Genomic DNA, 24,265 nt, shown 5'->3' with positions numbered 1-24,265 from the left:
TTTCACAAGATAGATTACCATTTTTTTATTCTTTTCACAACTATTTTTACATTCAACTCATTATTTAATCAGAAATTTAATTATTTTAGTCTTTTTCGTAATGATAAATGACATTCCCACCTAATTCTGCTTTCCCTACAATACGGCTTTTTTCTGGATGCTTATTCCATACCTCAAGAAATACCATGAAATTTTCTTTAGAAACAGCCAATTCACTTTGTTCCTCAGAAACTAATGCATTTAATTGAGCATTCATTTCTTCCATTGTCATGTAATCACCTCACAAAAATTTAGTTCTCTCTATAGTGTATCACTTTATTAAAATAGAAAATAGATGTATCCTGTCGGTAGAATGTAGATTGCCTATGGTTAGAGAAATCTTTTTAATAGAAAATACTTGAAAGTCAGTATTGGTCAGTGTATAATAAATCCATAAAGGTCAGATATAGTCAAATTCTAATTTGACCTATAAATCAATCTTTGAAAGGTTGTGTAACGATATGTTATGTCAAAATTGTAATCAAAACGAAGCAACGATTCATTTGTATACAAGCATGAATGGTCAAAAAGGTCAACTAGATCTTTGTCAAAATTGTTATCAAGAATTAAAAAATGCACAAGCTAGAGGAATGGGAAACAATAGGCCCCCACAAAATCCTTTTGGTTTTGGAAACCTAGATGATTTATTCCGTTCTATGCAAGGCGGAACAAAAAATTATTCAAATTCAAATGTCCCTCCTACTCAGAATGGTTCTGGTGGCGGCAATCAACCTCCTACTAGAAGAAAATCTGGAATTTTAGGTGAATACGGTACTAATTTAACTGATCTCGCAAAATCCGGTGCAATCGACCCCGTTATTGGCAGAGATCAAGAAATTGAACGTGTTCTGGAAATTTTAAATCGCCGTACAAAGAACAACCCAGTTTTAATCGGTGACCCAGGTGTAGGTAAAACTGCCGTGGTAGAAGGTTTGGCTCAAAAAATCGTGGATGGAGACGTACCGCAAAAATTAATGAATAAAGAAGTGATCCGCTTAGATGTAGCTTCCTTAGTACAAGGTACGGGTATCCGTGGTCAATTTGAAGAACGTATGCAACAATTAATGAATGAATTGAAACAAAATAATCAAGTCATTCTATTTATTGACGAGATTCATGAGATTGTTGGTGCTGGAAGTGCTGACGGCAGCATGGACGCAGGGAACATCTTAAAACCTGCTCTTGCTCGTGGCGAACTGCAATTAGTTGGTGCTACTACCTTGCGAGAATATCGTTCTATTGAAAAAGATGGTGCTCTTGAACGTCGTTTACAACCTGTACGGGTAGATGAGCCTACTGTAGAAGAAACCTTCAGTATTTTAAAAGGAATTCAAAAGAAATACGAAGATTATCATCAAGTAAACTATTCAGATGAGTCTATTCGTACTGCTGTTAATTTATCTGATCGTTACATTCAAGATCGTTTCTTGCCGGACAAAGCTATCGACCTTCTTGATGAAGCAGGTTCAAAGAAAAACTTAACGATTCAAACAGTTGACCCGCACATTATTGAAGATAAAATCGCTGAAGCTGCTCAAGAAAAACAAGCGGCTTTGCAAAACGAAGATTATGAAAAAGCAGCTTTTTATCGCGATCAAGCAGCTAAATACGCGGCTATGAGAGATCAACAACAACTCGATTCCGATAAACCAGTGATCACAGAACAAGATATGATCAATATCATTGAAATGAAAACCAACATTCCTGTTGGCGATTTAAAAGAAAAAGAGCAGACTCAATTGCGTAATTTAGATAAAGATTTGAAGAAACACGTTATTGGACAAGATGCTGCGATTGAAAAAATTGCTAAAGCTATTCGCAGAAATCGTGTTGGATTTAATAAAAAAGGACGCCCGATCGGTTCATTCCTTTTCGTTGGACCTACGGGTGTGGGTAAAACAGAATTGGCTAAGCAACTAGCTTTTGAATTGTTTGGAAATAAAGAGGCCTATGTGCGTTTTGACATGAGTGAATACATGGAAAAACATAGTGTGTCTAAATTGATCGGTTCTCCTCCAGGCTATGTCGGTTATGACGAAGCTGGACAACTGACGGAAAAAGTTCGTCGCAACCCGTACAGTATTTTACTATTAGACGAAATTGAAAAAGCTCATCCTGATGTATTGCATATGTTCTTGCAAATTCTAGATGATGGACGCCTAACAGATGCTCAAGGGAGAACTGTCAGTTTTAAAGATACGATCATTATTATGACAAGTAATGTAGGACAAGGGGAGATTGAAGCTAGTGTAGGATTTTCTGCAACCAACCAATCTAACCGCAGTTCTGTCTTAAACCACTTGACCGACTACTTTAAACCAGAATTCATCAACCGTTTTGACGGTATTATCGAATTCAATTCTTTAACTAAAGAAAATCTGCTGCAAATCGTAGACATTATGATCCATGACGTCAACAATATGCTTCAAGACCAACACATTACACTTGATGTGGATCAACAAGTCAAAGAAAAACTCGTTGATTTAGGTTTTGATGCTAAACTAGGCGCTCGTCCTTTACGCAGAGTAATCCAAGAACAAATTGAAGACCGTATCGCTGATTTTTATCTAGATCATCCAAACGTCAAAGAATTAATCAGTACCACAACTGATGATGGAGAAATCACTATACAAGCTAAAGATAACCACACAGCTGTAGAAGCAGTGAAGGATTCATCTTCTGAAGAAGCAGAAGACTAATTTAAGCCCCTCTTTTCATGTGTAACCTTCAAAAGGTAGCGCGTAACGCCTAGCTTTTGAAGGTTTTTTCTTTTTTTAGGCAATAATCTTTTGTAAAACGCTTTTCTGAGGTTTATAATAAAATTATATAAATTTAAATTCTTTAAAAATTGAGGTGGAGAACGTGAAATTAATCGATGTAACCAATAGTCATTCTCATTTAGTGAATAATCAGCTGGAAAATACAGATGCCGTTTTTATAAAAGTTTTTTCATTAGGTTCCACCACGGTCATTTTTTCTGGAGCACCAACACATCAAGATGTGATTCTTCAAAATAAAAACCGGAATATAAAAAATTCCGAGATTCATTTTGCAATTGAGAATATTTTAGAAGTGAATCCCGAGGACGTTGAAATCTTTCCTGCTCCTCATCTTGTTGAACTATCTATTAAAGTTTAAACTGATTCATAATAAGCAGCCTGGAAAACTTATTCGGTTTCCGGGTTGTTTTATATGCCGATTCAGCAAGCCCCTCTTGTTGATCTTTACTACTGATGTAATACTTAAGACAACCATTAAGCAAAAAACTACTCTAGAGGTATTTCCGATCAGCTTTTCAAAAAACTGGAAGTTCAATAACATTTTGATACAGGACCCTCCAACATGCAGTTTAAAACAGTCAGAGAGAAAAAAAGTTTATTCTGCTGTTTCAAACTGCATGAAAATTCTATTGCTTACGTATCAAATTGAAACGACTTCATTGATTTTGTCGAATTTATTCCTCACCAAACAAAAACGTCTCTTTCAATCCTGATACAGGAATGAAATGAGACGTTTTTTTATACTAAGCAAGGATAATTCATTGCTTTTTACAGTAAGCTTTTTAATTCCACGTCTGGATATTTGTCTGCAAACCAGCGCATAGCAAATTCATTTTCGAATAAGAACAACGGATTGTCGAAACGGTCTTTCGCTAAGATATTCCGACTAGAAGACATATTTTCATCTAAGTCTTTTTCATCGATCCAACGTGCAATCTTAGTTCCCATTGGCGTCATAATGATTTCTGAATTGTATTCGTGTAACATTCTGTGTTGGAATACTTCAAATTGCAACTGACCTACAGCGCCAATAATGTAGTCTTCTGTATGATACGTTTTGTACAACTGGATGGCTCCTTCTTGAACCAATTGTTGCACACCTTTGTGGAAAGATTTTTGTTTCATGACATTTTTAGCGGAAACTTTCATAAACAACTCAGGCGTAAATTGTGGAAGATTTTCAAATTCCACATTTAAGTTGTTTTCATAAATGGTATCTCCAATTTGGAAGTTACCGGTATCGTATAGACCAATAATGTCTCCAGCAACTGCATGTTCCACTGTCTCACGTGTTTCAGCCATAAATTGAGTGGAATTGGACAATCTCATTTTCTTAGCCGTTCTAGCAAGCGTTACGTCCATTCCCCGTTCAAATTTCCCTGAACAAATACGCACAAACGCGATTCGGTCACGGTGAGCAGGATTCATGTTCGCTTGAATCTTGAAAATAAAACCTGAAAATTTTTCATAAGCTGGGTCAACTTTTTCATCTTCTTTTGTTTCATGAGCAGATGGTCCTGGAGCGAATTCTAAATAAGTATCTAAGAACGTTTGAACTCCAAAGTTTGTTAAAGCAGAACCAAAAAATACAGGTGTCAATTCTCCAGCTTGTATTTTTTCTCTTGAAAATACATTTCCTGCTTCACTTAATAATTGCGCATCTTCTAACGCTTGATTGTATAAAGAATATTGCTTCAATGGATGTTCTCCAATGATTTCGCCATCTTCGTCCAATGGAGCGTATGCTTCGCCGTTCACTCCATTTACTTCAGGACGATGAACTTCTACACGATTATTGTATAAATCATATAAACCAAGCAGCCCTTTACCCATACCAATCGGCCAGTTCATAGGGTAAGCATCGATCTCTAACACTTCTTCCAACTCATCAATCAGATCCAATGGCTCTCTTCCATCACGGTCTAATTTATTGATAAAGGTGAAAATTGGAATCCCTCGCATACGACAAACTTTGAATAATTTCTTCGTTTGCGGCTCGATCCCTTTGGCACTATCGATCACCATAACTGCACTATCTACAGCCATCAACGTTCGATACGTGTCTTCTGAGAAATCCTCATGTCCTGGTGTGTCCAAGATATTGATGCGTTTGTCTTGGTAATCAAACTGCATAACTGAACTGGTAACAGAGATTCCACGTTGCTTTTCAATTTCCATCCAGTCAGATTTTGCAAATTTTCCGGTTTTTTTCCCTTTTACTGTCCCAGCTTGACGAATCGCTCCCCCAAAAAGCAACAATTGTTCCGTAATGGTTGTTTTACCAGCATCCGGATGGGAAATAATGGCAAAAGTTCTCCGGGATGACACTTCCTCTTTTAACGTTTGTTTCATTTTTAAATCCCTCTTTTTTTAGTATAATCTATATTTTTTATATGAATAAACGAACACGGTTGCTCGTGATAAGTTCAACTTACCAATGATATTTATACATCTTATCATCAATAACCTATCATTTGCTGCGTGCTTTTTAGTTAAATTTCAACTACAACTAATGTATTATATCATAACTTGAAACTAAGGGCGAGACAAATGTCGTTTTATGCGCAGCGGATCTCTTTTAATCAAACAAATACAAAAAAGGCTGGGAAAAATCCCAGCCTTTTTCATCTTGGTCTATTTTTATACGGTTGCTTCTACTTTGATTTTTCTTTCTTGTTCTACTGCAGCTTGTGCAAGTAAGTTCAAGTAGTTCCAAGGACGATCGAATACTGGTTGGAAGAAGAAATCAACGTAAGCCAAGTCTTCAATAGTCATTTTGTTTTGAATAGCTAAAGACAATGTATTAGCAGATTGAGTGATATCGTATTTAGACATTACTTGTCCACCCACGATACGGTTTGTTCCTACTTCGTACACTAATTTCATCAATAGTTTTTCGTTTGTCGGCATAAATTCAGGACGGTAGAAATCTTCCACTACGACTGAACGTACGTCTAATCCAAAGTGAGAAGCACTGTTCACGTTCACACCTGTAGAACCAATATTGAAACCAAACAAGTACAATCCAGAAGTGGATTGAGTCCCACGGTATTTAACAGTTGGTTCAATAATGTTTTTACCAACTAACGTACCCATACGAACAGCATTTGTAGCTAACGGAATGTAAGCATATCCGCCGTTTGGATTGTAGTGTACTGCACAACTGTCTCCAGCAGCGTAAACATCTTCGTTGCTTGTTCTCATGTATTCGTCAACTAAGATAGCGCCATTTGGCAACATGTCTACTTGACCTTTCAATAGTTCATTGTTTGGACGGAATCCAACACACATGATAACCATTTCAGTATCAAATGAACCGCCAGAAGTAACCACTTTACTTACTTCACCATTCTCGTTAGCTTCGAAACCATTTACTGTTTGGTTTAGAGCTAATTTAATGCCACGCTCTTGCAAGTCGTGTTCTAATACATCTGTAAGTTCTGCATCTAAATATTTATTTAAGATTCTGTCTAATCCATCAATCAAAGTAACATCTTTACCAGATTCAGCAAATGCTTCAACTAATTCAATACCAATATATCCTCCACCAACAATAACAACTTTTTGTTTGTCTTTAGCTTGGCGAATGATTTCGTTGGCTTGATTGTAGTTTTTGCACAATAAGATATTTTTAGAATCGATTCCAGAGATTGGAGGAACGATTGGCCATGAACCTGTCGTATTAACTAGTTTGTCGTAAGATTCTTCAAAAACTTCTCCAGTTTTGATGTTTTCTACAACTACTTTTTTAGCTGCAGTATCAATTTTTGTAACATTATGCTCCATGTGTACTGATGCACCCATTGAAGCTAATTCTTCAGGATTTGAGTAAAACAACCCTGCTGGATCTTTCACAACCCCACCTACATAAAGGGCAATTCCACAAGATAAGAATGACACATTGTCATTACGTTCAAAAACAGTTACTTCTACATTTGGGTTGTCATTTAGAATTGTTTTTACAGCTGATGTTCCAGCATGCGTACAACCTACTACTATTACTTTCATTGTGAATCCTCCTGATGGACCTCATCTTGGTCTAATTTCGGTATTTGATGAATAAAAGTTGTTCTTATTCACAGGTCACAGAATACTACATCTTTCACAAACTTGTCAATGCTTTATTCAGAAGTTCGTGTATTTTTTTTCAAATTTCGATATTTGTATTCTTTTCTAAGCTTGTACATATTGTGAAGATAGCTAATAATAGTTTTGGTCACTGCATAAGTCGGAACAGCTATGATCATTCCCAGCACACCTGATAGATTTCCTGCCACCAATAACAATACGATGATGGTCAGTGGATGGATATCTAAGGATTTCCCTATGATATTAGGTGAAACCAGATTGCTTTCAATTTGTTGAATGACCAATACTACTAGAGCTACTTTCAAAGCTTGAACAGGTGAGATGGTCAGAGCCAAGACAACGGCTGGAGCAGCACCGATAAATGGTCCAAGATAAGGAATGATATTCGTTACGCCGGCAATCAGTCCTAACAGCAATGCATAAGGCTGCCCAACGAGTAAATACCCTAAATAAGTAAAGATACCAATGAATAAACACACTAAAGCTTGTCCACTAATATAAGAAGAAATGGTATTGTTCATCTGTCCCATTAAACCAATCATTTCTGTCCGGTACTCAAAAGGTAAAAACCGAGAGATGGCTTGGGGCAATTTACTGCCATCACGGAACATATAAAATAACATAATCGGTACGGTAACAATAAAAATCGCTGCATTGGTTACGATACCGACTAGAGAGCCCAAACTTGTGGTGACATTTGTGATCAAGAAATTCGAAACACTTCTTATCGTCAATCCAAAAGAATCCACGATTTCAGTAACATCAATTTCCTTAAACCACTCTTGCTCTTCTAATTTGGCTAATTGCATTTCTAAATTATTGACTACTTTTGGCAAGTTCTCCAGTAATTGCCCGATTTGTGTCAGAATGGCTGGAATCAATGTCAAAACCAAAATGATTACAATGCTAATAAAAACCAAGAGTACGATAGGAGTAGCGATTTTTCTTTTGATATTGATTTTTTCCAGTAAAGATACAATCGGAGTCAGCAGGTAATACAGAAATCCAGCAGTTAGAATCGGCATAAACAGTGTAGCTATAAATGTTGTGACGGGGAAAAATAGGAAGTCGATTTTTGTCATAATAAAAATAATGGTGACGACTACCAATAGCCACACTGTCCAGAACATCAACTTAGAATCTTTCATTTTATTCATATTTTGCATTCCTCTTTCGCGAAGGGTCATAAATTTTTTAATTCATTTTTGAGAACAGGTACTTTTCCACTAATTGTTCGGTGGCAACTATCGAGTCATTATGCGTTCTTTCATAGGCGTGGCTAGCATCAATTCCAGCTCCGATCAAGGCATGTCGTACGTCGGCTCCTGCTTTCATAGCTGCTGAAGCATCGCTTCCATAATAAGGATAAATATCTAATTGGTACGGGATTTGATTTTTTTCACACAAGTTAGTCAAGTTTTTTCTAAATTCATAGTGATATGGACCACTCGCATCTTTCACACAAATGGAAACAGAATATTCATCTGTTTGTTGGTCATCGCCCATAGCTCCCATATCAACTGCTAAATACTCCACTACTTTATCTGAAATATTGGAGTTGCCGCCATATCCGATTTCTTCATTGTTCGAGATAAAAAAATGCGTCGTATACGGCAATTTTCTATTGTCTGTCTTTAATTTCTTCAAGAATTGGATCAAGATTGCTACGCTCACTTTGTCATCTAAGTGACGCGACTTGATAAAACCTGTTTCTGTAATTTCGGTACGAGCATCGAAGCTGATAAAGTCTCCGACTGAAATTCCAAGAGCTTTAGTTTCTTCAGCGTTTGTGATTTTTTCGTCTATTCTAACTTCGATGTTGTCTTGGTTCCTTTCTGCTTCTCCGGCATCTTTATACACATGAACGCTCGTTTGGTGCATCAGGATTGTGCCAGAGTAAGTAGTATCATTCGCAGTATGAATAGTGCAGTATTCTCCTTCAATAGCATTGAATCGAAATCCACCAATCAAATCGATTTTCAAACGGCCATCTGGTTTGATGGCGCGGACCATCGCTCCTAATGTATCTACATGAGCAGTGATGAAGCGTTCTTGTTCCTTGGTTTCGCCCTCTACGGTAACAATTAAACTCCCTTTTCGATTAATAGTCGGTTGATACCCTGCTTTTACCAAGGTAGATTGGATTGACGCAATGATTTCGTATGTATTGCCTGTTGGAGAAGGAATCGTAGTTAGTTTTTTAACGACATCAATTGTTTTTTCAGACATTTATTTAACTCCATTCTATGTAATTTTTTATAATTTTAGTATAAGCTAAAGAGTTTGAGAATGAAAGGCAGGTTTTTGTTTTCAAATTTCTTTTCTTTCGCAAAATCAGTTCTGATCATTTTCCATAACCCCTTTTTAAAAACGATAGCAAAAACCCTTCAACATTTGCCGTTGAAGGGTTTCCTTACAAGTTGCTTACTTATTTATCCGCTTTTTCGTACGGTTTAAATGTCAACTTATACTCTTCATTTAGTATCAGAGCAGCTGAAAATAGTTGTCCATTTTTTTTCTTAAATCCTTTTAATAGTGCAGACTCTCTCTGAGACAGCAGCTTTTTGATGGTAGCTTCAGACAACGTTTTTCCTATAAAACGTTTCGGCAAGGTAAATGAACAACCGTTACTGTATCCCTGACAACCATAAAATTTTCCTTTATCCATTATCGATTTCCCGCATACAGGGCATATTCCAACTTCTTTTTTTGCAGAGGTCGAAGCGCTTATCTGGTCAGACCAGTCACTGCTTTCCATCACTTCAGCACTTGAAACGATGGTATGATGAATAAATTTTTGGATATTCGTCAAGAAAGCTTGTTGCGTACCTTCTTCTTTCTTTATTTTCTTTAAATAGGTTTCCCACTTAGCTGTCATCTCAGGGCTGCTTAGTAAGGTGTTTTCCACTGCTTGACAGAGTATGACCCCTTTTGGAGTGATCGTCACATTATTTTTTTGAATATCAATGTAGGTTTGTTTTTTTAGTGTTTCAAGGACGTTCGCCCTTGTCGCCTCTGTGCCTATTCCTTCAGTCGCTTTTAAAATTTCTTTTTCTTCTTCATTTTCCAACTCTTTGCCACACGTCTTCATTGCTGTGATCAAAGTTCCCTCTGTGTATGCTTTTGGCGGAGATGTAAATCCTTCTGTTGTTTTTAATTCAGTATCAACAGATTCTTTTTCTCTCAGCAAAGGCAGCTCTGTATTCTCTTCCTTCTCTGTTTTCTGGCTCATCGAAAATTCCAGTCTTCGCCAGCCTTTATCCAGTACCGTTTTCCCTTTACTGATAAAAGGCACTCCCTTAATATCTACAGTAACAACGGTTTCATCATATTGATAATCTGTTTCGAACATGGCTACTGTTCGTTTCAACACCGTAAAGTAAATTTCTTTTTGAATAGAAGAAAGTTTCGTTAATTCTTTTTGTGTCGGTACTTTTTTTGTGGGAATAATGGCATAGTGTTCTTGTACTTTCGATCCATCAACATAACGCTTGCGTTTGCTTTTATTAGGCTGATCAATAGCGTAGTTTAGTACACTTTGATAGCCTTCCAATCTGTCAAGCAGATAATAGAACTCTGAATCTGTAATATACCGGCAATCACTTCGCGGATAACTCAGTAATTTAGCCTCATAAAGTGACTGTACATGTTTTAACGTATCTGAAGGGCTCACTTTATATTTCTTATTGACAAGACTCTGCAAGTCGCTTAAAGAAAATAAATATGGCGACGGCTGTGAGATTCTTTTTGTTTTTATATCCGTGATCGTACCTGGATTATTAGCTAGTAATAGATGCATTTGTATCAATTCTTGCAATTCTTTTTTTGTTTGAAATTTTTTAGTATATTTGGCTTTAAAGGTTCCATTTTCAGCAGTTACCATAGCGTGTAATTCATAAAAAGGTTGAGGAACAAACGTGTCAATTTCTTTTTGACGATTATAAATCATATACAAGGTTGGTGTTTGAACACGTCCTACACTAAATACCCCTTCGTTAATACCTTTTTTCTGTAGCGATAACGTATACAGGCGAGATAAATTAATGCCCACTAACCAGTCGCTGATTTGTCTAGTTTGTGCTTCAATATAAGCAGAATAAAAGTCTCTCCCTTCTCTTAGAGCATTAAACCCTTTTTGGATTTCATCTGCTTCCAAAGAATTAATCCATAATCGCTTGATTTCTTTATTCTCCACTTTTGCTTGATGGATAATTGATCTCGCAATATTTTCCCCTTCTCGATCGCTATCGGTTGCTATAACAATTTGGTCAGCGTCTTTTAATAACTTTTTTACTACTTGAAATTGCTTGGTTTTTCCTCGGCCTACTTTGAATTTAAATTGTTCTGGGATGATAGGCAATTCTCTCATATCCCATTTTTTCCATTTTTCTTTGTATTCATCAGGAGCAGCCAATTCCACCAGATGCCCAAATCCCCATGTGATAATATCAGTGGATGAGTGCAACACGATATAGCCGTCTTTTTTGGAGTATTTGCCAAATGACTCAGCATAGGCTTGTGCTTGTGAAGGTTTCTCTGCTAAAATAACACGTTTCATACTTTTCACATTCCTTAATTCTCTATTTTAATAAATGATTTTTCCTTCATTTTTTTAGACTTCACTTTACCAACTTGAAAATTCTTTTCTAAGTATATAGTACACTTTTTTTACTTTATTTTTGTAAATTCTATCGACATTTAAAATGAATATCCCTTTTTTCAAAAAAATTGAAAGCAGCTACACTATTTTTTATATAGACCTGTACCAGTTTTTTGAATTGTTCTTTTTTTCTGATTGTGTTACTCTAAATAACAACTAATAAGAAAACGGGGCTGATAAAAATGAAGTTCGAATGGACGACTGATCTTGAATCTATTACATATACGGACGCATTATCCATCCGTAAGAAAGTTTTCGTTGAAGAACAAAAGGTACCAATGGACTTAGAAATTGATGAATTAGAAGATAAGACACTTCATGTTGTGGGCTACTCTAATCACGCTGCAGTTGCTACAGCTCGGATGTATGAAAAATCTCCAAAGACTTATAAAATACAGCGCGTTGCAGTAGACTCAGATTTGCGCGGACAGCAATTAGGCGCTCAATTAATGCACGAAGTAGGACGCTATGCTGCTCAATTGGGTGGAGAAGCTATGGTACTTGATGCACAAGACTATGCTATACCATTTTATGAAAAGATCGGATTCCAAATCACGGACAGTGAAGGTTTTATGGATGCGGGAATTCCCCACCATTCAATGAAAAAAGAACTACACCCATCAGAAATTTAAAGATGACGGGAAATTTTTATATTGTAAAACCACCACAAAGGTCGAGCTACAACAGCTCCACCCTTTGTGGTGGTTTTTAATTAGCGGATCAGAGAAAATTTAAAAAATAAGCGGCAATATTAAAATAAATAAATACACTGGTCAAATCACTTAATGTCGTTATAAACGGACCACTCGCTACTGCCGGATCAAATCCCAACTTATCCATCAATACTGGAATCAGGCTTCCTGCTAGATTGGCGATAGTGATTGCAAACAGCATTGCTACTCCAATAACCAGGCCTAGCACAAAGTTTGATTGCCAAATACCGATCAATAAGAAAACAGTGATTCCGGTCACTAGTCCAGTAATGAGTCCTGAAGAAAGTTCTCCCCAAATCATCCGGCCAATTTTGTTTTGTCGATCTTCTTTTTCAGCCAATCTGCGAACAGCTACAGCCAACGATTGTGTTCCTGCATTCCCTGCAGTCCCAGTAATCAATGAAATAAAAACGGCTAAAATACTTGCTTTGCTGACCATAATCTCATAATTGCTGATAAGCGTTGAAGTTCCCATTCCTAAAAATAATAAGGTCACTAACCATGGCAAGCGTTTAGAAGCTACTATAAAGGGATTTTCTGATTTTTCATCTACGTCTACCCCAGCCAAACCAGAGTAGTCACTGGTTGCTTCTTCATCAATAACATCAATAATATCATCAACCGTGATGATTCCCACTAAGCGATCCACTAAATCGATAACAGGAACCGCTAAGAAGTCATAGTCACGAATAGCGTGTGCTACTTCTTCTTGATGATCTGTTACCGTTACAGATTTCAAGCGAGTTCCCATGACATTTCCAACGAGCTCGTCATCTTTACGCGTAATCAAATCTCTTAAAGAAAGTACTCCAACCAGCTGTCTTTTTGCATTTGTCACATATAAATAATAAATGGTTTCGGCTTCTTCTGCTTGTCGCTTAACCTCTACTAAGGCTTCTTTGATCGTTTGATTTGCTGAAATGGAGACAAATTCAGTCGTCATAATCGATCCAGCTGTATTGTCTTCATAAACTAATAAATCACTGATTTCTTCCGCCTCATCAAGAGGCATCAAGTCTAGAAATTCTTTTTGTTGTTTTTGCTCCAGCTGATTTAGAATATCAACGGCGTTATCCGTGTACATCTCACTTAACATATCCGCAGCATATTGGATATTCATTTCTTGCAAATAATCTTCGATAAACTCTTCATCTTCCTCTATGGTATCAAATAAATCCGCCATTTCCTCAGGAGAAAGAAAATTATACATCCGTTTTCTTTCTTCTTCTTCTAAGGATAAATAAAATTGGCCTTGATCATAAGTATGCAGTGAAAGAAAATACCTTCTAAAATTATTGATATCGCCGTCTGCTAAATACTGTTTTAAAAATTGTAATTTATCCTCTAATCTTTCAGGGGTTTCTTTCACTTTGTTTCTTCCTTTCTACGAGGTGATGCCATGAATCTGTTGTAATCTCCAGTTTTGAATATCTTTAGGGTAGTCTGCTATCAGAACAATTCTTTCTTTTAAGAACGGATGATAAAAAGACAGCTCTCGACAATGCAGAGCTTGCCTTTGAACACACTTATTTTCTTTTCCTCCGTATAATGAATCCCCCATCAATGGAAAACCTACTGAACTAAAATGGACTCTAATTTGATGTGTACGTCCTGTATGCAGTTGGATGTCAACTAAAGTATTTTTTTCAAATTCTTCCTTTACCCAATACTCCGTTAAAGCTGGTTTGCCACTTTCATGGACTCTCCGTGTAATAATAGAATCACTTGTACGGGCGATTGGTGCGTCTATATGTCCATGCTGCTTTTTTAAGTGCCCAGATATGATGGCAGTATATTTTTTTATGACTCGTTTATCTCTCAGCTCTTGATCAATCAGTGCATGAGCGTAGCGATGTTTAGCGAAAAACATCAAACCTGATGTATCGCGATCCAACCGTGAAACGATATGAATCACTTTATTCGGGTATTCTTTTTGATTAAAATATCCTTTTACTCGATTAGCCATGGTATCTTTTGGATGGACGTTCGAAGGAATAGAAGCTACTCCTGCTGGTTTATTGACAATCAAAAAGTGATCGTCTTCAAACGCGATATCTATTGGCAGATCCGAGGGTTCGATATTAGGCGTTCCTTCATCATCCGGAACGGTGATTTGTATATGATCATTAAATGACAGCTTATAAATAGACTTTGTTTCTTTCTGATTGACTTCTATTTTGCCGCCTTGAAATTTCACTTGAGCCAACAAGCCTTTAGAAACACCTTGCTGTTTTAAAAAAGTTTTTACTTGCATCGGTTCTTTTTCTTTGTATTGCCAACTAAACATCATACTTTTGTTTCGCTCCTAAAAATCCTGCTTCTACGCGGTTCCAAAAATGGGTATGGCGGTAGCGTGCAAAATGTATTCTTTCTTCAGCCACACGATAAGACAATTCTACGATGTTTTTCTCTGAAGAGGTGAGGTGATCAATCGTTAACACAAATCCTTCAGAAGTTACTGGTTTTAACGTCAACCATTCATCTGTAGGGATAATCATCGGTGAACTTAATGTGCGAAATACGCGATTGTTTATCGAAGCTATTTCTGCGATTTGGATAGCATTGATTCTGGGATGAATAACAGCTCCCCCAACAGATTTATTGTATCCAGTCGATCCTGTAGGTGTTGAAACACACATTCCGTCACCTCTAAAACGTTCAAAAAATTCATCCTTAATATAAACATCACAGACCATCGTACCATCAACACGCTTAATGGCAGATTCATTCAATGCTAAAAAGTGAGAAGGTTCTTTACGGCTTTGGTAAGTTGCGGACACATCTAGTAAAGGATAGCTCACACTTTCACCTTTATCTCTGATCAAACTTTCCACAAGTTCTTTGATTTCAAAGTCTCGCCAATCCGTATAGAACCCTAAGTGTCCAGTATGCACCCCTACAAATCGAACTTGATTCAACATATGGGCATAGCGGTGAAAAGCAGACAACAATGTCCCATCTCCTCCTACTGTTACGACTACATCTGGATTTTTATTGTCTAATTTCAAACCAGCTTTTAAAGCTAATTCACGAAATTGTTTTACTAATGCAACTGATTTTTCACTCTCATTACTTACAATCCCTATATTCACAGTTGACCTCCTTATGTCCAATTATTTTGTGACTGTCGGTGCTTATCCTATAAGAATTTCAGACACATTTTATCGTATTTCTTCTCTGATTTGCGACATCTCTTCATCCAATCTGAATGCTGCTTCAGCTGCTCTTTCAAGACGAGATCTAAGCTCTTCAGGTAAATCATCTTGGTATTTATAGTTTAACGAATGCTCAATAGTCGCCCAAAAATTCATCGCCAACGTTCGAATTTGGATTTCCACTAAGATGTTTTTTTCCCCATCTATCAACTGAACAGGATACTCTATAATAATATGATACGAGCGGTAGCCGCTATCTTTTTTGTGTAAAATATAATCTTTTTCTTCTATAATCGTCATATCTTTTCGTTTTTGAATCAACGCTACTATATCGTGAATATCGTCTACAAATTGGCACATTATACGCAATCCAGCAATGTCTTGCATTTCATTTTCTAAATTTTCAAACGAAATGTTCCGCAATTCCATTTTACCTAAAATACTGTCAACTGGTTTGACCCTGCCAGTGACAAATTCTATTGGATTATGCATATTTTCTGCATGGTATTGTCTCCGCAATCCTCTTAGTTTCACTTTCAACTCTTCTACAGCTTGTGAATAAGGAGATAAAAATTCAGTCCAATTTTCAATCATAGCAACAACCTTCTTTATCGTTCTTGTCTTTTAAGCTTTCATAAGCTTCCAATAATATTAGTTTACCATATTTTGAATTAAAGAAGAAACTTCGCGTAGCCTTATTCTATGTTAAACTAATTTAGATAGCAAAACCTGACTAGAGATATGAAGGAGAGTTTATAATGAGCGAAGAACTAGAAATTGAATTTAAAAATCTATTGACTGAAACTGAATATTTATCTTTACTCCATTCGCTAGGAGCCAAACAATCCGATTTTTTCACTCAAGAAAATTATTATTTTGATACTCCTACTGAGGCATTGAAAACTTTGAATGCCGGACTTAGAATACGGATTTTACCGTTTGCAGCAGAATTGACGTTAAAGACTCCCTATGGACTTCACTTATTGGAAACCACAGATAACTTAACACTCGCTGAAGCTTCTCATCACATCACCAACCACACGATCAAAGCAGATGGAGCTGTAGGAACTAAGCTTTCTGAATTAGGAGTGGGCGTGAACGATCTCTATTGCTTTGGTTCTTTAAAGACTGTCCGATTTGAAAAAAAAGTTCCTGAAGGATTGATCGTCTTGGACAAAAGTTCGTATGTTGGCAAAACTGACTATGAATTGGAGTATGAAGCACCTGATCATGAAAGCGGAATAGCCTTTTTTAATGCCTTTTTAACCAAGAATCACCTTTCGAGAAGAATCGGAAAAAACAAAATAGCTCGTATGAAAGATGCCTTAAATAATTAATTGTCAAAACTTGTGACTTCATCAAAGCATTGGTATATCGGTACTTTACCAATAATTGTGGCAAGTTTGTTACAAGGCTGACAACTTTTTTCAAAAATCAGTTCAGTCAATTACTATTTTTCTTCTATTTTTGATAAAGTGTCTATGTTGCCACAAAGAGTAGGCACAAACAAAAATATAAAATGTAAGGTGAAGATGAATGCTTACTACAAACCAAGTGATTGAATTTTATTTATTTATTAACCCTATGGACAAAGACAGTTTTGAAAACATCCAAAATATATTAACCTTTACAAAAACGAGACAAGAAAAAGTCAAATTGCACATTTTGCCGCTTTTAAATTTACCAAGTTTTAATCACTTTATGTACAAAAACAATCTATCAGAAAAAGATTTGGATATGAGAAATCAATTATTCTCTCAAACTTACGATATGTGTTTAACTTTTATTGCTGCTTCCATGCAAGGCAAGAAAAAAGGACGCAATTTTTTATTGCATTTACAAGAAGCCCTATTTGACCAAAACCGTTCTTATTCTGAACAATTGATTCTAGAAATTGCAGATCAAACAAAAGTCGATATTCCAATGTTCATTGAAGACAAAGCATCTGACTTTGTAAAAGCAACTTTCTCTTCTGATCAAAAAGTTGCTCGTGAAATGAACGTTGAAACTACTCCTTCTTGTGTGATGTTTAATGATTCTATGTATGAATATGGTTTATTATTAGAAAACAAAGTTTCTTACTCATTATTGAATAACTTATATTCTATTGCTCCAAATCAATTGGATACGGTTATTGAAAAAAATATTTTTCCAACATTAAGAGTGTTAAACTAATCCATTATTCCACTAGAACTGTTTCTTGCTATAATTCTTCGCAGACTTTGATTTAGCCAATCGAAGTCTTTTTTTATTCTTCAAAAAAAGGATTGAGACAAGTATCTCAATCCTTTTTAATATCTATTTTAGTTATCATCAGTAAAAAAACTTATTCCTCATTCTTCAGTTCTTTGACTAATGCTTCTAATTCATTTAAGCGTCTTTCAAAGACGTTCATGGCTTTTTGAATGTATTCTTTTTCTGTCATGTCTACGCCGGCTTTTTTCATCACTTCGATCGGGTAATCACTATTTCCGGATTTTAGATAAGTTAAGTATTTATCTAATGCTCCTTCTTCTCCATGAATGATTTTATCTGCTAAAGCTGTAGCTGCAGAGAAACCAGTAGAATATTGGTAAACATAATAATTGTAGTAGAAATGGGGTATTCTAGACCACTCATAAGCAATTTCCGGATCTTTCTCAACTGCAGGTCCATAATAACGAGCATTTAAATCCCCATAATAATTGGTTAAGAATTCTGCCGTTAAAGGTGTCCCCTTTCTGGCTTCTTCATGGATTGTATGTTCGAATTCAGCAAATTGAGTTTGGCGGAAGACAGTTCCTTTAAAACCATCTAAATAATGGTTTAAAATGTAGATACGGTCTTTAGGATCCGTAACAGTTTGAAGTAAATATTCAGTTAAAATATTTTCATTTGTTGTAGAAGCAATCTCTGCTAAGAAAATAGAGTAATCTCCATAAACATACGGTTGGTTATCTCGCGTAAAGTAGCTGTGAGCACTATGTCCTAACTCATGAACTAATGTGTATAAATTGTTTAACGAATCATGCCAGTTCAATAAGATATATGGATTAGTAGTATATGCTCCCGAAGAGTATGCTCCACTACGTTTTCCGCTATTTTCAACAACATCGATCCAACGATTTTTAAAAGCTTCTTCTAATACAGATTTATACTCTTCTCCTAATGGTTGAAGAGCTTTCATCGTTTCTTCTTTGGCTTCTTCATAGCTGTACTTGATTCCAGCTTCACCAGTAATTGGTGTATACATATCGTACATGTGTAATTTATCTAAACCAAGCAACTCTTTTCTAAGAGCCACATAGCGATGCAGTAATGGCAAGTTTTCTCCTACAACTTCCAATAAGTTATCATGTACCGATTCAGGAATATGATTGTTTGCTAAAGCTGATTCACGTGCTGAACCATAATTGTGTACTTTAGCATTGTAGTTGTGGTATTTCACATTAGATCCTAATGTACTCGCAAAAGTATTTTTTAGTCCTTGGTACACTTCATACAATTTTTTAAATGCTTGCTCACGAACAGAACGATTGGTGCTCTCTAACAATTCTCCAAAGACTCCATGAGATAGCTGCACGTCTTCTCCGTTTTCATCTTTGATCACAGGAAATTGGATATCCGCATTGTTTAAGACGCTAAACGTTTTGCTTGAAGCTCCAAAAATTTCACTTGCACCAGCCAATAATGCTTCTTCATTAGCCGATAGAACATGGGCACGATTGTCTGTCATTTGATTGATAAAGTGACGGTATAACTCTAAGTCTTTGTTCTCATCAAAATAACTAGATAATTGAGCTTCAGGCAGCTCCAACACTTCAGGTTCGAACCAAGCCATCGCTTCCCCTGCTTTTGACGCCAATAAAGATGCTGAATCATACATTCCTTGATATTGAGAATCCGCTGTATCTTGATCATTTTTCAAATGCGCATAAACATAAACAGTCTCCAATTGATTAGAAACAGCTAACAAGGTCTCTATAGCTTGTTGAAAAGTTTCAGCATTCTCTTGCAATCTTCCTTTATAACTGGTGATGTTAGCTAGACTGGACTCTACTTGTTGATAAGCTTTTTCAAATTCAGTATCTGTTTGAAAAATAACCGTTAAATCCCACGTTAATTCCTCAGGTATTTCGTTTCTTTTTGGTAATTTGTTTGTCTCACTCATGACATGACCTCCTAAATTTTCATCACTTTTTAATCTTACCATAATTTTCTTATAAATGAAGTCTCATCATTTAATTTTCATCCTTTTTTAGTTTTCATACCATTCGCTTCAAAGTCAGCACTTCTTTTTTTAAATCCATTTTTTCGAAATCTTCTAGTTTTTCTCTTTCATTCCGATAATAATGAGGTGTTCTAAGAATGATCCATTCCGTTGCCGAAAGAGATGCAAGCAATTTATTTTCCACCAAACAAAACAAATACTGATACAGATAAGCTTCTTTGGCATTATCTAGTAGACAAGGAGAATGGAAAAATTCAATTTCTTTTTGGTGTTTCATCTCATCTATTTTCTCCTCAATGTCTTTTTTTGAAAGGACAGCTCCTACCCCTTTTCCTTCAATCCATTCTAATACGATAAATTTCCAAAAATGCGGAATAGTCCTGATCAGTATTTCATTTTTGATTGGCAGATAAACTTCTCGTGGTAAAGAAATAAGAGATTGTCCATGATAATAAATGTATTTTTGAAATTCTACCATTTTTGGATTTTGATAAATGCGACCTTTGACTAAATATTCATGACTTTTGGTAAAGGAAAAATCACTCTCTTTCTGTTTCTTAAACGGATTTAAATATTTTATGGAATCGTCAAATGAGAAAGTTAGTTTATCTAAGGGTATATTCTGCTTTTGATATCGAGGATACTGACCCGGTTGACATAAAGAAATACGAAAGCAGACTTCAATTCCTCTTTTCTCAACATTCAAGCTTACATAATAGAGACCAAGCAACTGTCTGTATCTCAGGAAAAGTTGTTGGAATGGAGTCAATCTTTTTCTCAACTGGAATTTACTGCCTGTAATCCAGATTACTTCATATCCATTCTTCTGGTACCCTTCAGTTCGCTCAATCATTTTTTCCATTGATAGAGAACTGCATTGAAATTCTATTGCAACAGGGTGTTGACTAGTCGGCCAAATCAGTAAATCAGGTCTTTGTTTCAATTCAGGCAAATAGGCTTCTAACTGGCACGGTATATTCTGTTTTTTAAACCAATCATACAACAATTTCTTCCCTGACAAATGTTCTTCAGTTTCTCCTTCTGAAAAAACCGAACAATTATTTTGGGTATAATGCGCAAAATGAGCTTGCATAAGTTTGCCTTTTTTCAAAAAAACAGCTTCACGACAGCCCGGACAAAAAAAAGCTGCTTCTGTTTCTTTTTCCTTTCCTTTTTCGACTTGATCCGCAGTAACGTGACAATTTTTTGCATCCAATGCTACAAACATACCTATACACTCCTTAGTTGCGACTAGTTTATTTCTTATACTATACGCAAAAAAGAAGAATTTTTTTTAAGGTAAAAAAAAATAAGATAAACTAAAGTAGCTTTGTCTTATTTTTCTCTTTATTCTATTTTCTGTTAATTGAAATAGTAGCGCGTTAATTCTAATGCACTTTTTTCCATGATTCTTTTTCCGTACTCTTCCAAAATACTGCTTGTAACAGTTGTATGTTTAGCAAATTCCAGTACCAATGCTAATTCACGATCTGGGTTTTCAACTGGCATCTCTTCTGTAAAAAACACCAATTCTAGATAATAATGATCCTTGTAGAAATAAACATTTGATACACCATTTTCTAAATACAACATTCTAGACAACCCAATAAAATCTTCAAACTCTTCGAATTCAAATACAAACTCTTTGGTTCGTTTGGTAATATCATTTAGATATGAATCAATTTCATCGATCTCTTCAATCTCATCTATCTCATTTTCTAGATTATCACCCGTTATTTTATTTTGAATGTACTGAGCCATATCCTCTCTGCTGAAACCATCAGCAGTTGATAAATCTAAATGGTCAGTCGATGGATTATCCTTACTGATGTATAGTTCCAGACCGCTTCCTTTTGGCAAAACCTGAAAGGTAATGGCATCAGATTCATGGAACTGTTCATCAATATCCACCTCTTCTAAAATACTATAAAAGAAATGTTCAATTTGTTTACGGTTACCTAACAGATCTAAAAATTTAATTCCTCTTGCTTCCAAATCAGAGTGCTCAATTTCTACTCGTATGGTGTCCTCATCAATTCGTTCCATATCCATAGTCTTACACCTACTTTCTATGCAATTCTAAAGAATTGCTGGCTAAAAAGCTCAATTATCTTATAAATTTATTGTATAGTAAAATATCTAAATGTAAAGTCAAAAATCCGAATTCAGCTTTGAATGGTATAAAAAGAGCCAGCCCAATTAATTTGGCACCAGCTCTTTAAGTTTTTTAATTCGTTATATCTCACGTAAATTTATGGTAGCTAACAGCACGTATTGATCTTCTTCTTTTGAGTCGATCTATTCAAATGCCTGCAATGATTTGAGCTTTTTGCAATTCTAATGCACGAACTTCTCTTGGTAAGAAACGACGAATTTCATCTTCGTTGTATCCAACTTGCAATCTCTTTTCATCTACCATAATCGGACGACGTAATAAACCTGGATTATCTTGGATAAGATTAAATAATTCTTGTAAAGTCATATCTTCTAAATCCACATTTAACTCTTGGAAAGCTTTTGAACGAGTGGAAATGATTTCTTCTGTACCGTCTTCTGTCATACGTAAAATAGATTTTATTTCTGTAATCGTTAATCCTTCAGAAAAAATATTTCTTTCTACATAAGGAATGTCATTTTCTTCTAACCATGCTCTTGCCTTTCTACATGAAGTGCAGCTGGGTGATGTAAATAATGTAACCATATGTATCTCTCCTTTTGCGTTTCTCTATTTTCTTGGTCTGTTCCTCAATTACTACCTTACAACAAATAGTATAACGAACTAAGTTTCTAAAGTCTACCCTTTTTTGACATCTTTTTGTCAAAAATTGTTATTTTTTTTGTGTCTTTTTGGTAAAAATAATTCGTCAGTTCACATTTTTCATTAAAAACCCCTTTAGAATAAGAGTTATACTTTATTTATGTATATTTATAATAATTATAAATAAGTATTAATTTCATTTTAAACTGCTTTATAAGTTTGTATTATTCACTTTAGCAATGTGTTAAAATAAAGGCATTGCTGTCACTAATCGGCAATGGATTAGAACATCATTTTAATTTTACGAGGAGACTTATAATGAACTATTATAAACATCCCCCATTTTTTACCTTATTGGTTTTGATCGTTTGTATCCTACTTCAACCAGTCTTTTATAAAACCATTAGTCTATTGTATACCATCAATTTAACATTTTTATTTTCCGCTTTATTTTTATTTATAGGTTTTTTCTTGGCTATGGTTTCTCTGGGAACTTTTGATTCTACGCAGTTATTGTTCCACCACATCTTTAAACGACGTTTATCTGCTTCCTCGTCTCAATCAACCCAACCAAAACCTGCTCACTATTGGTCACAAAAAGTAGGGAAATCTTATTTGTTTCCATTAAATATAGGCTTTACATTGTTTGTTTTATGTATGTTTTTTTTGGCTATCTATTATTTGTTTTAAAATTTCGAATCATAATTCTATCGAGTTTATGAAAATTTTGCGTTTTTACATAACAAAGTCTGTTTTTTTTGTTATGATATTTAAGAAGTATGAAATGCACATATACAGGGAGTGTACAGAATGACAAAAACTATTTTTTCAGGTATCCAGCCTAGTGGAACACCTACCATAGGAAACTATATTGGAGCGATGAGACAGTTTATTCCGTTACAAGAAGAATTCAATTGCTTCTATTGTATCGTTGATGAACATGCCATCACAGTTCCACAAGACCGTCTAAAATTAAGACAACAAACGAAAAGTTTGGCCGCTCTCTATTTAGCTATTGGATTAAATCCAGAAAAAGCGACTATCTTTATTCAATCTGAAGTATCTGCACATGCAGAAGCTGCTTGGATCGTTCAATGCAACACGACAATTGGAGAATTGGAACGTATGACTCAATTTAAAGATAAATCGGCTAAAAACGGAAAAGCTGGTGTATCAGCTGGACTTCTTACCTACCCGCCACTAATGGTAGCAGACATCATATTGTACCAAGCGGAATTGGTGCCTGTAGGAGAAGATCAGAAACAACACTTAGAATTGACTCGTGATTTTGTTCAACGTTTCAATAACCGTTACGGAAACAACAATGAAATCTTAACTTTCCCAGAAGTTCATATTCCTGAAGCAGGCGGCAGAATCATGAGTTTGCAAGAACCCACTAAAAAAATGAGCAAATCAGATGAGAATCAAAAAGGGTTTATTTCTATGCTGGATGAACCAAAAGTGATTCGTAAAAAAATCAAAAGCGCTGTGACGGATTCAAGCGGAATTATTGAATACGATCCAGAAAACAAACCAGGTGTCTCTAATCTGTTGACTATCTTCTCTTCTTTTACAGATGAGCCAGTGGCTTCCATTGTAGAACGTTATGAAGGTGTAGGATATGGACAGTTTAAAGAAGATCTAGGAGAAGCAGTCGTTGCTGTTTTAGAACCCATCCAACAGCGTCACAATGAGTTGTTAACGTCAGAAGAGTTAGATACGGTTCTGGATAAAGGTGCAGAAGCTGCTCGATTTGTTGCCAATAAAACATTGCGCAAAATGAAAAACGCTGTGGGATTAGGCCGCAAAAGATAAATGAATACAAAAAAACAGTCTGTTTTTTTTGCCAAATCATGGCGTA

At 35.7% G+C, this 24,265-nt stretch carries 21 protein-coding genes; 7 read left to right on the top strand and 14 right to left on the bottom strand.

Annotated features, from left to right (window positions below):
• Positions 1–85 precede the first annotated feature (85 nt).
• Positions 86–271: a hypothetical protein gene (locus ACEN36_RS00525; protein ID WP_407095557.1), complete on the bottom strand. Its 186-nt coding sequence runs from the start codon at positions 269–271 to the stop codon at positions 86–88.
• A gap of 229 nt (positions 272–500) precedes the next feature.
• Between ACEN36_RS00525 and ACEN36_RS00520 the strand changes: the two genes are divergently transcribed.
• Positions 501–2,738 (top strand): AAA family ATPase, encoded by a 2,238-nt coding sequence (locus ACEN36_RS00520; RefSeq protein ID WP_407125754.1) that lies wholly within the window; start codon positions 501–503, stop codon positions 2,736–2,738.
• 163 nt (positions 2,739–2,901) lie between these two features.
• The gene (locus tag ACEN36_RS00515) at positions 2,902–3,177 is read left to right on the top strand and encodes a DUF1827 family protein (protein ID WP_407125753.1); all 276 of its coding nucleotides are present in this window, start codon (positions 2,902–2,904) and stop codon (positions 3,175–3,177) included.
• Positions 3,178–3,587: 410 nt separating this feature from the next.
• Here the strand turns inward: ACEN36_RS00515 and ACEN36_RS00510 are convergent, their stop codons facing one another.
• The 5 genes from ACEN36_RS00510 to ACEN36_RS00490 all read right to left on the bottom strand — a co-directional run bounded on the left by ACEN36_RS00510 (position 3,588) and on the right by ACEN36_RS00490 (position 11,466).
• Positions 3,588–5,171, bottom strand: coding sequence for a peptide chain release factor 3 (locus ACEN36_RS00510; protein ID WP_407125752.1), 1,584 nt, complete (start codon positions 5,169–5,171; stop codon positions 3,588–3,590).
• A gap of 288 nt (positions 5,172–5,459) precedes the next feature.
• Entirely contained in the window at positions 5,460–6,827 is a 1,368-nt protein-coding gene (locus ACEN36_RS00505; protein WP_407125751.1) for an FAD-dependent oxidoreductase, read from the bottom strand.
• Positions 6,828–6,940: 113 nt separating this feature from the next.
• Positions 6,941–8,065 carry an AI-2E family transporter gene (locus ACEN36_RS00500; RefSeq protein WP_407095776.1) on the bottom strand — a complete coding sequence of 375 codons (1,125 nt, stop codon included), beginning with the start codon at positions 8,063–8,065 and terminating at the stop codon, positions 6,941–6,943.
• Between the two features lie 37 nt (positions 8,066–8,102).
• Positions 8,103–9,137 (bottom strand): M42 family metallopeptidase, encoded by a 1,035-nt coding sequence (locus ACEN36_RS00495; RefSeq protein WP_407125750.1) that lies wholly within the window; start codon positions 9,135–9,137, stop codon positions 8,103–8,105.
• 199 nt (positions 9,138–9,336) lie between these two features.
• Entirely contained in the window at positions 9,337–11,466 is a 2,130-nt protein-coding gene (locus ACEN36_RS00490) for a DNA topoisomerase 3 (protein WP_407095774.1), read from the bottom strand.
• A gap of 284 nt (positions 11,467–11,750) precedes the next feature.
• On the opposite strand from ACEN36_RS00490, the gene ACEN36_RS00485 reads away from it, so the two are divergent.
• Positions 11,751–12,200: a GNAT family N-acetyltransferase gene (locus ACEN36_RS00485; RefSeq protein WP_407095773.1), complete on the top strand. Its 450-nt coding sequence runs from the start codon at positions 11,751–11,753 to the stop codon at positions 12,198–12,200.
• A gap of 88 nt (positions 12,201–12,288) precedes the next feature.
• Here ACEN36_RS00485 and mgtE read toward each other — a convergent pair whose 3' ends face one another.
• From mgtE to ACEN36_RS00465, 4 genes are all read right to left on the bottom strand, one after another.
• Positions 12,289–13,650, bottom strand: a complete 1,362-nt coding sequence (gene mgtE, locus ACEN36_RS00480; protein ID WP_407102501.1) for a magnesium transporter — start codon at positions 13,648–13,650, stop codon at positions 12,289–12,291.
• Between the two features lie 15 nt (positions 13,651–13,665).
• Positions 13,666–14,571 carry an RluA family pseudouridine synthase gene (locus tag ACEN36_RS00475; protein WP_407102502.1) on the bottom strand — a complete coding sequence of 302 codons (906 nt, stop codon included), beginning with the start codon at positions 14,569–14,571 and terminating at the stop codon, positions 13,666–13,668.
• The gene (locus ACEN36_RS00470; protein WP_407095770.1) at positions 14,561–15,373 is read right to left on the bottom strand and encodes an NAD kinase; all 813 of its coding nucleotides are present in this window, start codon (positions 15,371–15,373) and stop codon (positions 14,561–14,563) included. Before ACEN36_RS00470 ends, ACEN36_RS00475 begins: the two co-directional genes overlap by 11 nt.
• 69 nt (positions 15,374–15,442) lie before the next feature.
• Entirely contained in the window at positions 15,443–16,030 is a 588-nt protein-coding gene (locus ACEN36_RS00465) for a GTP pyrophosphokinase family protein (protein ID WP_407095769.1), read from the bottom strand.
• A gap of 164 nt (positions 16,031–16,194) precedes the next feature.
• Between ACEN36_RS00465 and ACEN36_RS00460 the strand changes: the two genes are divergently transcribed.
• Together ACEN36_RS00460 and ACEN36_RS00455 are read left to right on the top strand one after the other, a co-directional pair.
• On the top strand, positions 16,195–16,773 hold the full coding sequence (locus tag ACEN36_RS00460; RefSeq protein WP_407095768.1) for a CYTH domain-containing protein: 579 nt from the start codon (positions 16,195–16,197) through the stop codon (positions 16,771–16,773).
• A 199-nt stretch (positions 16,774–16,972) separates the two neighbouring features.
• Positions 16,973–17,611, top strand: coding sequence for a DsbA family protein (locus ACEN36_RS00455; protein WP_407125749.1), 639 nt, complete (start codon positions 16,973–16,975; stop codon positions 17,609–17,611).
• Positions 17,612–17,762: 151 nt separating this feature from the next.
• On the opposite strand, the gene pepF is transcribed toward ACEN36_RS00455, so the two are convergent.
• The 4 genes from pepF to spxA form a co-directional block, all read right to left on the bottom strand.
• The gene (gene pepF / locus ACEN36_RS00450; protein ID WP_407102503.1) at positions 17,763–19,586 is read right to left on the bottom strand and encodes an oligoendopeptidase F; all 1,824 of its coding nucleotides are present in this window, start codon (positions 19,584–19,586) and stop codon (positions 17,763–17,765) included.
• A 94-nt stretch (positions 19,587–19,680) separates the two neighbouring features.
• Positions 19,681–20,874, bottom strand: a complete 1,194-nt coding sequence (locus tag ACEN36_RS00445; RefSeq protein ID WP_407095765.1) for a competence protein CoiA — start codon at positions 20,872–20,874, stop codon at positions 19,681–19,683.
• A gap of 134 nt (positions 20,875–21,008) precedes the next feature.
• Positions 21,009–21,698, bottom strand: coding sequence for an adaptor protein MecA (locus ACEN36_RS00440; RefSeq protein ID WP_407095764.1), 690 nt, complete (start codon positions 21,696–21,698; stop codon positions 21,009–21,011).
• Between the two features lie 250 nt (positions 21,699–21,948).
• Positions 21,949–22,347 (bottom strand): transcriptional regulator SpxA, encoded by a 399-nt coding sequence (gene spxA, locus ACEN36_RS00435; RefSeq protein ID WP_407095763.1) that lies wholly within the window; start codon positions 22,345–22,347, stop codon positions 21,949–21,951.
• A gap of 375 nt (positions 22,348–22,722) precedes the next feature.
• Here spxA and ACEN36_RS00430 point away from each other — a divergent pair, with 375 nt between their 5' ends.
• Together ACEN36_RS00430 and trpS are read left to right on the top strand one after the other, a co-directional pair.
• Positions 22,723–23,094, top strand: a complete 372-nt coding sequence (locus tag ACEN36_RS00430) for a DUF3899 domain-containing protein (protein ID WP_407102504.1) — start codon at positions 22,723–22,725, stop codon at positions 23,092–23,094.
• Positions 23,095–23,214: 120 nt separating this feature from the next.
• A complete protein-coding gene (gene trpS / locus ACEN36_RS00425; RefSeq protein ID WP_407095761.1) occupies positions 23,215–24,219 on the top strand; it encodes a tryptophan--tRNA ligase in 1,005 nt (334 codons plus the stop codon).
• The last annotated feature ends 46 nt before the right edge of the window (positions 24,220–24,265 follow it).

The organism is Desemzia sp. FAM 23989, from assembly GCF_045528345.1.
In the GTDB taxonomy this organism is placed as follows: Bacteria; Bacillota; Bacilli; order Lactobacillales; family Carnobacteriaceae; genus Desemzia.
The sequence above is the reverse complement of the archived record's forward strand: the minus strand, read 5'-3'. Positions and strand labels throughout refer to the sequence as shown.

Excerpts from the sequence above, each read along its gene's own strand:
- ACEN36_RS00525 (WP_407095557.1), bottom strand. The coding sequence starts at position 271 with ATGACAATGGAAGAAATGAATGCTCAATTAAATGCATTAGTTTCTGAG.
- ACEN36_RS00520 (WP_407125754.1), top strand. The coding sequence starts at position 501 with ATGTTATGTCAAAATTGTAATCAAAACGAAGCAACGATTCATTTGTAT.
- ACEN36_RS00510 (WP_407125752.1), bottom strand. The coding sequence starts at position 5,171 with ATGAAACAAACGTTAAAAGAGGAAGTGTCATCCCGGAGAACTTTTGCC.
- ACEN36_RS00505 (WP_407125751.1), bottom strand. The coding sequence starts at position 6,827 with ATGAAAGTAATAGTAGTAGGTTGTACGCATGCTGGAACATCAGCTGTA.
- ACEN36_RS00500 (WP_407095776.1), bottom strand. The coding sequence starts at position 8,065 with ATGAATAAAATGAAAGATTCTAAGTTGATGTTCTGGACAGTGTGGCTA.
- ACEN36_RS00495 (WP_407125750.1), bottom strand. The coding sequence starts at position 9,137 with ATGTCTGAAAAAACAATTGATGTCGTTAAAAAACTAACTACGATTCCT.
- ACEN36_RS00490 (WP_407095774.1), bottom strand. The coding sequence starts at position 11,466 with ATGAAACGTGTTATTTTAGCAGAGAAACCTTCACAAGCACAAGCCTAT.
- ACEN36_RS00485 (WP_407095773.1), top strand. The coding sequence starts at position 11,751 with ATGAAGTTCGAATGGACGACTGATCTTGAATCTATTACATATACGGAC.
- ACEN36_RS00475 (WP_407102502.1), bottom strand. The coding sequence starts at position 14,571 with ATGATGTTTAGTTGGCAATACAAAGAAAAAGAACCGATGCAAGTAAAA.
- ACEN36_RS00465 (WP_407095769.1), bottom strand. The coding sequence starts at position 16,030 with ATGATTGAAAATTGGACTGAATTTTTATCTCCTTATTCACAAGCTGTA.
- ACEN36_RS00460 (WP_407095768.1), top strand. The coding sequence starts at position 16,195 with ATGAGCGAAGAACTAGAAATTGAATTTAAAAATCTATTGACTGAAACT.
- ACEN36_RS00455 (WP_407125749.1), top strand. The coding sequence starts at position 16,973 with ATGCTTACTACAAACCAAGTGATTGAATTTTATTTATTTATTAACCCT.
- pepF (WP_407102503.1), bottom strand. The coding sequence starts at position 19,586 with ATGAGTGAGACAAACAAATTACCAAAAAGAAACGAAATACCTGAGGAA.
- ACEN36_RS00445 (WP_407095765.1), bottom strand. The coding sequence starts at position 20,874 with ATGTTTGTAGCATTGGATGCAAAAAATTGTCACGTTACTGCGGATCAA.
- ACEN36_RS00440 (WP_407095764.1), bottom strand. The coding sequence starts at position 21,698 with ATGGATATGGAACGAATTGATGAGGACACCATACGAGTAGAAATTGAG.
- spxA (WP_407095763.1), bottom strand. The coding sequence starts at position 22,347 with ATGGTTACATTATTTACATCACCCAGCTGCACTTCATGTAGAAAGGCA.
- ACEN36_RS00430 (WP_407102504.1), top strand. The coding sequence starts at position 22,723 with ATGAACTATTATAAACATCCCCCATTTTTTACCTTATTGGTTTTGATC.
- trpS (WP_407095761.1), top strand. The coding sequence starts at position 23,215 with ATGACAAAAACTATTTTTTCAGGTATCCAGCCTAGTGGAACACCTACC.